A 13673-nucleotide genomic window follows, 5' to 3' on the forward strand; every position below is an offset into this window, starting at 1 on the left:
ATTCTTTTAAGATGAAAACACAGAAAGAATTACATTTAAATAAGAGCATTTTTGAGGAGATTTCAATGAAAGCTTTGCGTATTATGTTAGCAGCGGGTGCATTAACAGCAGTTGCAGGTACTACATTTGCCGCAGATGAACAGGTTGTGAAGGAATCAGTTTATGCATTTCCTTCTTATTTAAGCCCAGTTTCAGTACGTGCAGAAGTAGGGACTACAGGTTATGGTGGTGCGATTTCTTATCGTGTGAATCCTTATGTAGGATTAAGCCTCGGTTATAATGGCGGTGATATCTCTTGGTCCGATGAATTGAAAATTGACGGCACCAAGTATGATATGGATATGGATAATAATAATACCTATCTAAATGCCGAAATTTATCCGTGGGGTGCGAGCCAGAATACATTTGCACGCTCACTTTATGTGGCGGCAGGTGTTGGATACTTAGATAATGATTATGGCTTAACAAAAAATGTAGGAAGCAATAGTTTAGTCAAAGTAAATGGTGAGCGTTTCACGACATCTGCAACTCAAAGCGTAAAAATTGATGGTACGATGAGTTACGATAATAACATTTCACCATATTTAGGTTTTGGTCTAAATACACCTGTATATAAGAATATTGGTGTGTTTGGTGAAGTTGGTGCATATTACACAGGCAACCCAACGGTGAGCTTAAAAACTTCAGGCGATGATCAAATCATTGGTAGTAATGGTAATACTTTAGAAAGTGCTGTTGAGAAAGAACAACATAATATTGAGAACAAGAGTAAATACGAATGGATGCCTGTGGCAAAAGTGGGCATGAGCTTTAAGTTCTAAGCTGTCATTTAATAAAAAACGAGCGTAAAGCTCGTTTTTTTATGTCCTGATCTTCAATCAAAATAAACTGCTCATATTGAAGTCGTTTATTTTGATTGATTTATTCTTCAGGATAAGCAACTTTTTTGAGCTCTCTAATGTCTGTTTTTGGAGAGCATAAAGAGATAAATTCATAGCCATAGCCACGTAATAAGTGTCCTTTACGTACCGCAATCCATGTCGTGTTCACACCAAAAATATCTGTCTTGAGTTGTTCTAAACGGTAGTCTTTATCATTGTCATAGGCGACATCATTGACAATACCAACCCCCATATTCAGTTCAACATAGGTTTTAATGACATCGGCATCGAGGGCAGACATTACGATGTCTGCATGTAAATGTGCATCTTCAAAGGCTTTATCAATTTTTGAACGTCCTGTAAAACCACCGTGATAAGTGATTAATGGATATTCAGCCAATACCTCTAAGCTAATTTTATCTAACTTGGTTAAAGGGTGGTCTTTCGGCGTAATGATACTATGGTGCCACTCATAATAAGGTACGCTCGCCAAGTTTTCTTCAGTGGTTAATGACTCAGTTGCGATACCGATATCTGCTTCACCTTGAAGTAGCATTTCTGCAATTTCAACAGGGCTTGCCTGTTGTAAAACCAAATGTACTTTTGGGAATAATTTTTTAAATTGGTTCACAATTGGGGGAAGAACATAACGTGCTTGAGTATGTGTGGTTGCAATCGTTAATGTACCTTCATCAACTCTATTAAAATCATCTGCGAGACGTTTAATATTGTCAGCATCGACCAACATACGTTCCACAATACTTAATAAAGATTGACCGGGTTCAGTCAAACCAAGTAAACGTTTACCTTTGCGTACAAAGAGCTGTACACCCAATTCATCTTCTAAATCTTTGATGTGTTTACTGACACCTGATTGGGAGGTATAAAGTGCCGCAGAAGCTTCAGTTAAATTAAAGTTTTGGCGAACAGTTTCTCGAATAATTCTGAGTTGTTGAAAGTTCATAATAATTTTTCCACATAAGAGATGAGAAACGGTTAAAGCTTCGCAAGGATATTTTAACCGTTCTCAAGACATTATTCTAAGCAACTTGAGTCGTTTGGTCTGCAAATAAATGAAGTTGAGTCGCACTAATCCAAACGGTTTGATTTGGTCTAAATTGATGTAAGTTTGCTTCTTCTACACTGAGTAAAATCTCAATGGTGCGTCCACTACGATCTTGTAATTCAGCAATCACTTTACCTGCAATCCATACCTCACGTATAAATGTCGCTTCTATGGTATTCGGTTGAGGTCGGGTATGAATATGTAATTCATTTGGTCGTGCAAATGCAATGACTTTTCCTTGCGGTGCTTCCAATGATGTCGGTAATTGAATGCGATCATCACCGATACGGATAATACCGCCCGTATGTTCACCTTCAAAACGATTTGCTTGACCTAAGAAATCAAAAACAAAGGGTGTTGCAGGTTTTTCATACACTTCACGAGGTGAACCGATTTGCTCAACATCACCTTTGTTCATGACGATGATTTGATCCGCAACTTCTAAGGCTTCTTCTTGGTCATGGGTGACAAAAATTGATGTGATGTGTAGTTCATCATGTAGGGTACGCAACCAACGGCGTAATTCTTTACGAACTTTGGCATCAAGCGCACCGAAAGGCTCATCGAGTAATAAAACGCGCGGTTCAACTGCTAAGGCACGTGCTAAAGCAATACGTTGACGTTGTCCACCTGAAAGTTGAGCAGGGTAACGATCAGCTAAGAATCCCAGTTGAACCAAGTCTAATAAGCGCGTGACACGTTTTTTAATTTCAGCTTCTGATGGGCGTGTTGCACGTGGGCGAACACGTAAACCAAAAGCGATATTGTCAAACACAGTCATGTGGCGAAATAAAGCATAATGCTGAAATACAAAACCAACTTGGCGTTCACGGACATGAATATTGGTCGCATCTTCACCTTCAAGAAGAACCTGACCATGATCAGCAGATTCTAAACCCGCGATGATGCGTAATAATGTTGTTTTTCCGCAACCTGAAGGGCCAAGCAAAGCAACCAATTCACCTTCAGGAAAGTCTAAAGAGATATTTTTGAGTGCATGGAATGCACCGAAGTTTTTTTCAATATTTTTAACTTGAATACTCATGTGTTTATTCCTTAGTGACTTGGTTGATCTTGGTTAGATTGATATTCATTGTCTTGACGTATTTCTAACCAAGTTTTCAAGATCAAAGTGATGATCGCTAAAAATGCCAGTAACGAAGACACAGCAAATGCAGCACTAAAGGTATATTCGTTATAAAGAATCTCAACGTGTAAAGGTAAGGTATTGGTTTCACCACGGATGTGTCCTGAAACCACAGACACCGCACCAAACTCACCCATTGCACGGGCATTACACAGAATCACACCGTAAATCAAACCCCATTTAATATTTGGCAATGTCACTTTCCAAAATGTTTGCCAACCTGAAGCACCGAGGACAATCGCAGCTTCTTCTTCTTCTGTACCCTGTGCTTCCATGAGTGGAATTAATTCACGAGCAACAAAAGGAACAGTAATAAAAATTGTGGCTAAAACAATGGCAGGTACGGCATACAGGATTTTAATGTCGTGATCCATTAACCAACCACCAACCCAACCTTGCGAACCAAAAATTAGAACCAACATTAAACCTGCAATCACTGGGGAGACTGAGAATGGCATGTCAATAATGGTGGTTAAGATGGCTTTACCACGGAATTGGAATTTAGCCACAGCCCATGCTGCCGCAACACCAAAAACCACATTAATCGGCACGGCAATCGCTGCTGTCAGTAAGGTTAGTTTGACTGCCGACAGTGTGTCTGAATCAGTTAAGGCATTGATGTAAACTGAAAGACCTTGTTTAAATGCTTCAACAAAAACCAAAATGAGCGGTAGTATCAAGCAACTTAAGAAGAAAATCAGTGCAACGCTAATTAAACTATAACGGACCCATGTTGGTTCACGGGTTGAATCACGAGACTGCAACTTCACGGCTAAAGCATTGCTATTGGTATTTAAACTCATTGTGCAGTTCTCCCTGTACGACGGCTTGCCCATGCTTGTACTAAATTAATTAAAAATAAGATGGCAAAAGAGAGAACAAGCATGACGACAGCAATCGTGGTCGCTCCAGCATAATCATATTCTTCTAAACGAGAGATGATCATGAGAGGGGCAATTTCAGTCTTATAGGGTTGGTTGCCTGCAATAAAAATAACTGAACCATATTCACCGACACCACGAGCAAATGCCAAAGCAAAGCCTGTTAATAGTGCAGGGAATAGGATCGGTAAAATGATTTTAGTAATGGTCTGCCAACGATTTGCACCAAGTGCAGAAGCTGCTTCTTCTAATTCAGTTTCAATGTCGCTCAAAACAGGTTGTACGGTACGCACCACAAACGGTAAACCAATGAAGATTAAGGCAAGCGTAATCCCAATCGGTGTATAGGCAACTTGGATACCAAGTGGTTCAAGATATTGTCCGATCCAACCTGTAGGCGCATATAACGAAGTTAATGCAATCCCTGCCACTGCGGTGGGCAAAGCAAAAGGTAAGTCGACTAAAGCATCGACAATTCTTTTACCTGGAAAATTATAACGAACCAAGCACCAAGCCAGTAGTATGCCAAAGATTACATTGACTAAAGAAGCGATCAATGCAGCACTAAAGCTGAGTTGTAACGATTTTAGAATTCGTTCTGAAGTAAGAATTTCCCATAATCCATCCCATCCAATCCCTAAAGATTTGATAAATACAGCTGATAAAGGAATAAGTACGATAAAAGACACATAAGCGAGGGTGAAGCCCAAAGAGAGACCAAACCCAGGCAGCACTCGGGAACGCTGCGACATGATATTTCCTCAAAGAGAAATATTTGCTAAAACCAGCAAATAAATAACACTAAAACCAAAAAATACTGAGAGCGGAATCTAGGCAAATTTCAAATTAAAATTTGCCTGAGGCATTCGATTTACAGGTTGCAGTTTTTTTTCAGGCAACATGTAATTAAGGATGTCTGGAAAAGGGCCAAACCCAGATGCCACATTAATATGGCCTACTTGCCCCAAATTGATGGGTGTCAGTTTCCACGCTTGTGCCAGTTGTAAAGCATCGAAATAGCCTAACCAAGGATCATTTTCACTAATCAATAAGGTGGTTGGCACATCAATATTGAGCTGATGAAAATATTGTTTATAGTCAGTCAAACTGTGACGAGCAAAGCCAGCTTCGCCAAAACGTGCAGGATTGGCAGGTGCAACCAAAACTAAGTTCTTTACTTTTTCGCTTAATTCTGGATGTTCTGCAAGTGCAGCAACACTGGTTAAACAGCCAAAGCTATGCGCAACGATTTGTATGGGTGCTTTAACAGCTGCAACGGTTTTGACAAATTGGGCAACCCATTCACTTAATACTGGACAATCCCAATTTTTCTGTTGAACGCGAGAGCTAGACACGAGTTGTTGTTGTAACCAAGACTGCCAATGCTGTGCTTCACTACCACCAACACCGGGAACAATTACGGTATGAATCATGTCCGCTCTCCTTATTTACCTAATTAGTAAATTATTTTGTGGTGCTGTTGATCTTGACGATTTGATCGAAAATACCGCCATTATCAAAATGAGTTTTCTGTACTTTGGTCCAACCGCCAAATTCTTTATCAATCGTGACAAGCTTGAGTGGTTTAAATGTCGTGCTGTATTTCTTTAAAACAGCTGCATTGCGAGGACGATAGAAGTTACGTGCTGCAATTTCCTGACCTGCTGGTGAATATAGATAGTTCAAATAACCACGAGCGATTTGTGAATTACCTTTTTTCTCAGCATTCTTTTCTACCACTGCAACGGGTGGCTCAGCGAGAATTGAAAGCGAAGGTGTAACGATCTCAAATTTACCCGGTTGTTCACGGACTGCAAGGAAAGCTTCATTTTCCCAAGCCAGTAACACATCACCGATACCACGTTCAGCAAATGTTGTGGTTGCACCACGCGCACCTGAATCAAGTACTTTGGTTTGTTTATAAATTTGGCGAACAAATTCTTGAGCCTTAGCATCGTTACCACCTTTTTGGTGTTTTGCCCATGCCCAAGCACCTAAGTAGTTCCAACGTGCGCCACCTGATGTTTTTGGATTGGGTGTAATAATTTCTACACCTGGTTTAACTAGATCACCCCAATCTTTAATTTGTTTTGGATTGCCTTTACGCACAAGGAAAACAATCGTTGAGGTGTAAGGGGTAGAGTTATTTGGTAATTTCTTCTGCCAATCGGCTGGAAGTAACTTTGCATTTTCTGCAATTTCATCAATGTCCGCAGCAAGTGCTAGTGTTACGACATCAGCATTTAAACCATCAATGACTGCACGAGCTTGTTTGCCTGAACCACCATGAGATTGTTTAAATTCAATATCCTGACCAGTACGTTGTTTCCAAAAAGCGCCGAACTGTTTATTGAAATCTGTATACAGTTCGCGAGTTGGATCATAAGACACATTTAAAAATTCTTGTGCCGCAAATGAAGAAACTGAGAGTAATGCGGCAATAACACCGACTTTAATTTGAGATAAACGCATGAGAACCCCTTAAATTGGTCTGTATCAACAAACCTTCAATCATTGTTTGGAATATGGATGCAGCATAACGTCAGTTTTTTTGCAAAAAAAATAATTAAAATCGAATTTAATATGAATAAAAAAGAAATATAAAAAAGAGATAAGTTATGCTGATTTTTTGATAATCGATTGGTTTATAGCTATAAAATCATTGTGTTAAAAGCATTTGGTTTTGAATGTTTATTTAAAAAATTAGTTGAGGTCGATGGGGGGAGAAGTTGTTTTGCATATCTTGACTTATTTGAGTTGTTTATAAACCATAAGATTATCAATCATGGTAAATCAGGCTAGGTTTCTGTGATCTGGCTTTTCTGAAGATTATGTTTCGAGGTATGATGAGGACGGACTTTAGACTGAACTTTCGATCATGCAGTGTTATAAAAATGGACAATTGATTGATTCGATCCCATTGTTAGATCGAGCCTTCCATTATGGAGATGGTTGTTTTACCACTGCACGAATTTTTCAAGATCGTTTTGAACTCAAACAACTTCACTTTGCACGTCTAACATTAGCCTGCCAACGTTTAAGCCTTGATGCTGATTTATCCTTGATAGACACAGCGCTGGCTCAGCTACAACAACAGCACTTCACCTTAAACGGTACGTTAAAGATTGTGATCAGTCGAGGTGAAGGGGATCGAGGCTATAGCCTACCTTTACATGCTGCCGATGTTTATGTTTGGTATTACCCTAGAGTAATACAAGCTTTTCAACCTGAATGGATTGAGAGTGGGGTGTTAAACCATGCTCTAGGTTTAAACATGCCACATTTAGTGGGTTTGAAAACATTGAATCGCTTAGAACAAGTTGTATTGAAGCAAGAAGCAGATCAGCAAGGTTGGCTTGAAGCACTGGTGAGCGATGTACAGGGTTATATTGTTGAAGGGGTGAGCAGTAATTGTTTTATTCGTATAAATGATCGATGGATTACCCCTGAACTTCGTTATAATGGCGTCCACGGCGTCATGCGCGCCAAGATTTTGTCTCGAATGCAGCAATACAACATTGAGTGTGAGCAAGGCTGTGTAGAAATTAGTGATATTGGACGTATTCAGAGCCTATTTTTCTGCAATGCTTTGCATCCGATGAAAGCAGTGGTCCGATTTAATGGTCGGACGTTTGAACAGCAACCCTACCTTGATTTATTTGAAACTTTAAAACTTAGCCAGATTGATTAATATGCCAAAGCCACCAACGACCCCAGCCAAAACAAAGAAAAAGCCAAAAGCTCAACCGAAGTCTAAGTTTTCTATCAAAGCCTTATTGATTGTAATCGTCGTCTTTCTTTTGCTCGTATTCGGTGTTTTATGGGCAAGTCTATTTAAAAACTATCCAGTCGAAGGGAAAAAACAAGTTTTAGTCATCTCTTCGGGTGATACTTATTCAAAATTTATTGATCATTTATCTAAAGAAAATAAAGTCAATTTTCCTATTATTTTAAAGCTTTACCAAAAGTTTATGATTCATGATAGCTTGAAAGCAGGCGTGTATGAAGTCAATAAAGGCATGAGTGTTCGTCAAGTACTTGATATGTTGTCTGACGCTGAAAATGCACAAATGAATCGTATTTTAGTGATCGAAGGAACAACATTTAAACAATTACTACAGAATTTAAAGAAAGATCCGAATGTCAGCAAGACCATTTTAGATCTACCACAAGATCAATTGTTAAAAGCTTTAGATATTCCTTATTCACACCCTGAAGGGTTATTTGCCCCAGATACTTATTTCTTTGCTAAGGGTGAAACGGATAAAAAAATCTTAACGGATTTATATCGCCGTCAAATGAAATCATTAGATGAAGCTTGGGCAAAAAAAGCACCGAACTTACCATATAACGATAAATATCAAGCTTTAATCATGGCTTCGATTATTGAAAAAGAAACCAGCTTAGATAGCGAGTTAGAACAAGTTTCAGGCGTGTTTGTCCGCCGTTTAAAAATAGGTATGCGCTTACAAACAGACCCAACCGTGATTTATGGGATGGGTGAAAATTATAAGGGTAATATCACGCGTAATGATTTACGCACACCGACACCTTATAATACTTATACGATCAATGGTTTGCCGCCAACTCCGATTGCATTACCAAGTAAAAAAGCGATTGAAGCAGCGATGCATCCTGATGATGCTCAGAATATTTATTTTGTTGCGACAGGCAATGGTGGGCATAAATTTACGGCCTCTCTAGAAGATCATAATCGTGCAGTTCAAGAATATTTAACTGCGTTACGTGCAAAGCAAAAGTAGGATGAATGATGTTTATTAGTTTTGAAGGTACGGAAGGTGTAGGGAAAACGACACTCATTCGTAAAATTCATCAGTACTTTGAACAACAAGGTAAAGAAGTGGTATTGACCCGTGAACCGGGTGGAACGCCGTTAGCTGAACAGATTCGCTCTTTATTATTAGCGGTGAATCATGAGGAACAAATGAGTCATGATACTGAGCTGTTATTGATTTATGCAGCACGTGCGCAGCATTTACAACAAGTGATTTTACCTGCATTAGAGGCAGGCAAGATTGTGTTGAGTGATCGTTTTACCGATGCCAGCTTTGCTTATCAATGCTCTGGACGTGGTTTGAGTCAGGAAAAGTTGCAACTGTTAAATCAAACTTTTGTCGCGAGAATGCCGAATATTACCTTTTGGCTAGATGCCCCGATTGAGTTAGGAATGACTCGTGCGCGAGAGCGTGGTGCATTGGATCGTTTTGAGCAAGAGAAATTAAGTTTCTTTGCTAAGGTGCGTGCGGGTTATGAGACTTTGTGGCAAGCAGAACCTGAACGGATGAAGCGTTTAGATGCAACGCAGAATGCGGATGTGGTGTTTGAAGAAGCTTTGCAATATTTGAAATAAAATAGCTATATTCTCAATCTTTATTGTTGAAAAAGTTTGAAATCACGCTTTGAACTCTATTACTTATGCCTTACTTTTCAAGGATGAAAAGTAACAAAAATCCTTTGTTGAGCTGACGGTACATCCTTGATACCGCAGCTCAACGGGCGACATCCATGTCGCCTACCTCGATAGTAAATAATAGCCTTAAGTTGTCTTGAAAAGCTCCAAAAACTTAAAAGTATTACTCATTCACCAACGGCTGTTCTACTTTAAAGTTTGGTGGCGTGAGTACCGTCTTACGAATCTCATTCGAGAGCTCTGGATAATCCAGCGTGTAATGTAAACCACGTGATTCTTTACGTTCCATTGCACAACGTACAATCATTTCAGAAACCAAAACCAAATTACGTAATTCGATCAAGTTTTTACTGACACGATAGCCTTGATAATATTCGTTAATTTCACGTTTCAGCATTTCGATGCGGTGTAAGGCACGTTGCAAACGTTTAGTGGTGCGGACAATACCCACATAGTTCCACATAGTTGAACGCAATTCATCCCAGTTTTGTAGAATCACAACATCTTCATCTGCATCAGTTACTTGAGATTCATCCCAAGAGGGTACATCTGGAAATTCAAAGCTAACATTATGTTTGCTTTGAATATCTTCTGCTGCACTCATGCCATACACGAAACATTCAAGCAGTGAGTTGCTTGCCATACGGTTAGCACCGTGTAAACCTGTATAAGATGTTTCACCAATGGCATATAAACCGTCTAAGTCAGTTTGGCTATGCTCATCTACAACGACACCACCACAGGTATAGTGGGCTGCTGGAACAACAGGAATCATATCTTTGGTAATATCAATGCCAAGTTCGAGCAAGCGTGCGTAAAGAGTAGGAAAGTGTTCGGTGATAAATTCAGGTGATTTGTGTGTGATGTCTAACCAAACATGACGAATACCAAGACGTTTGATTTCATAGTCAATCGCACGTGCAACAATATCACGTGGCGCAAGTTCAGCACGTTCATCAAGACGTAACATAAAACGCTCACCGTCAGGTAAACGTAAATAAGCACCTTCACCACGCATGGCTTCAGTAATGAGGAAAGAACGAGCTTGAGGATGGTATAAGCAAGTTGGATGGAATTGGTTAAACTCCATATTTGCAACACGACAACCTGCACGATACGCCATTGCAATACCATCACCTGTCGCAATGTCAGGGTTTGACGTATACAAATAAGCTTTCATTGCACCACCACAGGCCAAAGCTGTGAAAGGGGCTAAGAAGGTATGAACTTGTTCACTTTTTTCATTTAATGCATATAAACCAACCACACGATTGTTTTGATCTTGATGACCAAGTTTATGTAATGTGATGAGGTCAATCGCAATATAATTTTCAAAAATTGTAATATTTTTACGTTCTTTAGCACGTTCAACAAGCGTGGTTGAAATTGCTTTGCCTGTTGCATCGGCTGAATGGATAATACGGCGTTGTGAGTGACCACCTTCACGGGTGAGGTGTAATTGCTCATCATCATCTAAGGTGAATTGGACACCTTGGTTTAATAAGAAATCAACAGAAGGCTTACCGCCTTCGACCGTATGTTTAACGGCATCTAATTCACAAAGATGTCCGCCTGCAATCATAGTGTCATTAATATGTTGTTGAATTGAATCAGTCTCGTCTAAGACCGCAGCAACACCACCTTGAGCATAAAAAGTACTGGCTTCTGTGAGCTCTGCTTTTGCTAAAATGGCAATGTTGTAATGACTCGGTAAAGAGAGTGCAAGACTTAAACCTGCACCGCCACTGCCCACAATAATCACATCAAAATGGTGAATTGTTTTTAAATCAGGCATGTCGATCTGCTTCAGTTTTAAACGTTCGCTAATGACAACGCTTTTTTACAAAAAAGGCAAGTGCCAATCTGCTTAGAATTGAACGATTTTTTAGCGAATGTTCACAAATTTTGTTGATATCAATTATCAATAACCTTGAGTCATTAAATGATGATGATTCAATCTATTGTTTTAATCTGGATTTAAGCTGTTTATATAATATTCACAATATCGAATAACTGATGGATACAAACTCCATAATTTATTCACAATTCATCACGCTAGATCATTGTATGCATTGAAAATATAAACATATTTTTACGAAACCTTAGCTTTGGTTATGATAAAAACATAATCTTAATATTTTATAGATTATTCGCTCGCAGGTTCTCACTTCATGAAAAGTCGCTATTTACAACAAGGAATGTATGCTGCGGTATTTACGGTAGCAGCTGTACAAGTTAACGCAGCATCACCAGTAGATTTTTCGAATCTCGTAGAGCAGGTAAGCCCTGCTGTTGTGAGTGTCAATGTTGTGAAAAAAATGACTCAGGAAGAGTTATTACAACAACAAGTTCCAGAAATTCTACGCCGTTTCTTTGGTAACCAAGTTATTATCCCTCAACAACAAGGACCACAAGAAAAGACGGCATACGGTAGTGCATTTTTTATTAGTAAAGATGGCTACTTGGTTACAAATCATCATGTGATTGCGGATGCATCGCGCATCAGTATTACCTTAAATGATCGACGTGAACTTGATGCAACTTTAGTGGGAAGTGATGAGCGTACAGATGTTGCTGTACTTAAAGTAAATGGCGCAAATTTTCCAGAATTAAAAGTTGGTAATGTAAGCCAGCTTAAAGTCGGTGAGCCTGTTTTAGCGATTGGTTCACCTTTTGGTTTTGATTATTCTGCTTCTGCAGGAATTGTCAGTGCTAAATCACGGAATATGAGTGGTGAAACCTCTGTTCCATTTATTCAAACTGATGCAGCTTTAAATCCTGGTAACTCAGGTGGCCCACTATTCAACCAACGAGGCGAGGTTGTCGGTGTGAACTCGCGTATCTTTAGTGGTACAGGTGGTTATATGGGCTTGTCATTCTCGATTCCGATTGATGTGGCGATGGATGTGGTACAACAGCTTAAAACCAATGGTAAAGTGACTCGTTCTTATCTTGGTGTAATGTTGCAAGATATTGATCGCAACCTTGCAGAAGCGTACAAACTACCAAAACCAGAAGGTTCGCTAATCAATCAAGTTACGCCAAAGTCTCCTGCTGAAAAAGCAGGTTTAAAATCGGGTGATGTGATTTTAAAAATTAATGGTTCTTCTATTTCACGTACCAGTGATTTGTTGAATGTATTAAACCGTGTAGCACCTAGCCAAACTGTTCAATTAGAAGTGTTGCGTGACGATAAAGTACGCACTATTTCAGCGACTTTAGGTACTGCACCAGATGATACGCCAGCTGCTGAGGATAAAAATAATCCAACCAGCGGTTTGGGAATGAGTATTCGTAATTTAACCCCTGAAGAACAGGCAAAACTAGATGTTCGTGGGGGGATTTTAGTGCAAGATGTTAAACGAGGTAGTTTAGCCTCATTATCAAATATTGTTGCAGGTGATATTATTCTTCAAGTGAATGGTACACCTATTTCAAATAGCCAAATGTTTGTAAAAACCATGACAGCATTACCGAAAAATAGTGTTGCACGTGTAGCAATTATTCGCCAAGGGCAGCGAGCAATTCTAGGTTTACGTTTACCGTAATCGCTCCTAAATATTCTAAAACCACTCTGAAATAGGGTGGTTTTTATTTTGTAATGTATAAGTGTTTAGATTAGTGTATGTGGCTGAGCTTGGATTGACGAAATAAGTAGGTTTATGAGTACTATTTTTGATTTAAGAATAACTGTACAACCTGAACATATTGATGTTTTAGGTCATGTCAATAACGTCATGTATATTCAGTGGATGCAAGATGTCGCAGCAGCGCATATTGACAGATTAGGTTTAGGTCTAGCTCAATATTTAGAACTCAAACATGCAATGGTGGCGGTAGAGCATCATGTTCAGTATCGGAAAGCAGCACTTGAAGGTGAAGAAGTCATCTTGCGGACATGGTTAGATGATATTAATGCACTCTATTCTTTTCGTCAGTACGCATTTTACCGTCCCAAAGATCAAAGTATTTTATTTGTAGGGAATACCAAATGGGCGTGTATCGAGATCGCAACAGGTCGTCCGAAACGTATGTCACCCAGTTTTACCCATGCTTATCAACCCATCGCTACTGATTTAAACCCGATGGATTTTTCAATGTTATATGGGTAAATCGAATGGTTGAGACTCTTACCTAGTGGCTTCAAGGGAATAATTATTTTGAATACTTTGAAAAGCTGTTCTGCTATAATCGCCAACAATTTTGTTAAACCGCTTTGGCTCATAACTTGTTATAAGTATAGGGCATTCTATTTTGTTAAGGTAAC

At 39.3% G+C, this 13673-nt stretch carries 13 protein-coding genes; 6 read left to right on the top strand and 7 right to left on the bottom strand.

What is annotated here, in order from left to right:
• Positions 1-65 precede the first annotated feature (65 nt).
• Positions 66-821 (top strand): ornithine uptake porin CarO type 5, encoded by a 756-nt coding sequence (carO, locus tag MMP60_RS05385; RefSeq protein WP_241335315.1) that lies wholly within the window; start codon positions 66-68, stop codon positions 819-821.
• Between the two features lie 100 nt (positions 822-921).
• On the opposite strand, the gene MMP60_RS05390 is transcribed toward carO, so the two are convergent.
• From MMP60_RS05390 to MMP60_RS05415, 6 genes are all read right to left on the bottom strand, one after another.
• A complete protein-coding gene (locus MMP60_RS05390) occupies positions 922-1845 on the bottom strand; it encodes a CysB family HTH-type transcriptional regulator (RefSeq protein WP_241335316.1) in 924 nt (307 codons plus the stop codon).
• Between the two features lie 76 nt (positions 1846-1921).
• Positions 1922-2992 carry a TOBE-like domain-containing protein gene (gene cysA / locus MMP60_RS05395; RefSeq protein ID WP_241335317.1) on the bottom strand — a complete coding sequence of 357 codons (1071 nt, stop codon included), beginning with the start codon at positions 2990-2992 and terminating at the stop codon, positions 1922-1924.
• Positions 2993-3003: 11 nt separating this feature from the next.
• Positions 3004-3897 (bottom strand): sulfate ABC transporter permease subunit CysW, encoded by an 894-nt coding sequence (gene cysW, locus MMP60_RS05400; protein WP_241335318.1) that lies wholly within the window; start codon positions 3895-3897, stop codon positions 3004-3006.
• Positions 3894-4727, bottom strand: coding sequence for a sulfate ABC transporter permease subunit CysT (gene cysT / locus MMP60_RS05405; RefSeq protein WP_005215272.1), 834 nt, complete (start codon positions 4725-4727; stop codon positions 3894-3896). Before cysT ends, cysW begins: the two co-directional genes overlap by 4 nt.
• A gap of 78 nt (positions 4728-4805) precedes the next feature.
• Positions 4806-5408, bottom strand: a complete 603-nt coding sequence (locus MMP60_RS05410) for an alpha/beta hydrolase (protein WP_241335319.1) — start codon at positions 5406-5408, stop codon at positions 4806-4808.
• Positions 5409-5439: 31 nt separating this feature from the next.
• Positions 5440-6447 carry a sulfate ABC transporter substrate-binding protein gene (locus MMP60_RS05415; RefSeq protein ID WP_241335320.1) on the bottom strand — a complete coding sequence of 336 codons (1008 nt, stop codon included), beginning with the start codon at positions 6445-6447 and terminating at the stop codon, positions 5440-5442.
• A gap of 406 nt (positions 6448-6853) precedes the next feature.
• On the opposite strand from MMP60_RS05415, the gene pabC reads away from it, so the two are divergent.
• The 3 genes from pabC to tmk are packed head-to-tail and all read left to right on the top strand — an operon-like array spanning position 6854 to position 9346.
• A complete protein-coding gene (gene pabC, locus MMP60_RS05420; protein WP_241335321.1) occupies positions 6854-7666 on the top strand; it encodes an aminodeoxychorismate lyase in 813 nt (270 codons plus the stop codon).
• Between the two features lies 1 nt (position 7667).
• A complete protein-coding gene (gene mltG / locus MMP60_RS05425; protein WP_241335322.1) occupies positions 7668-8738 on the top strand; it encodes an endolytic transglycosylase MltG in 1071 nt (356 codons plus the stop codon).
• A gap of 8 nt (positions 8739-8746) precedes the next feature.
• A complete protein-coding gene (gene tmk, locus MMP60_RS05430) occupies positions 8747-9346 on the top strand; it encodes a dTMP kinase (RefSeq protein WP_005151865.1) in 600 nt (199 codons plus the stop codon).
• Positions 9347-9569: 223 nt separating this feature from the next.
• Here the strand turns inward: tmk and nadB are convergent, their stop codons facing one another.
• Complete coding sequence (nadB, locus tag MMP60_RS05435) at positions 9570-11201, bottom strand: L-aspartate oxidase (RefSeq protein WP_277603680.1); 1632 nt, start codon at positions 11199-11201, stop codon at positions 9570-9572.
• A gap of 376 nt (positions 11202-11577) precedes the next feature.
• Between nadB and MMP60_RS05440 the strand changes: the two genes are divergently transcribed.
• The gene (locus MMP60_RS05440; RefSeq protein ID WP_241335323.1) at positions 11578-12954 is read left to right on the top strand and encodes a Do family serine endopeptidase; all 1377 of its coding nucleotides are present in this window, start codon (positions 11578-11580) and stop codon (positions 12952-12954) included.
• 114 nt (positions 12955-13068) lie between these two features.
• Complete coding sequence (locus tag MMP60_RS05445) at positions 13069-13518, top strand: thioesterase family protein (RefSeq protein WP_241335324.1); 450 nt, start codon at positions 13069-13071, stop codon at positions 13516-13518.
• Positions 13519-13673 lie beyond the last annotated feature (155 nt).

Source organism: Acinetobacter sp. ANC 4805 (assembly GCF_022549495.1).
GTDB lineage: Bacteria > Pseudomonadota > Gammaproteobacteria > Pseudomonadales > Moraxellaceae > Acinetobacter.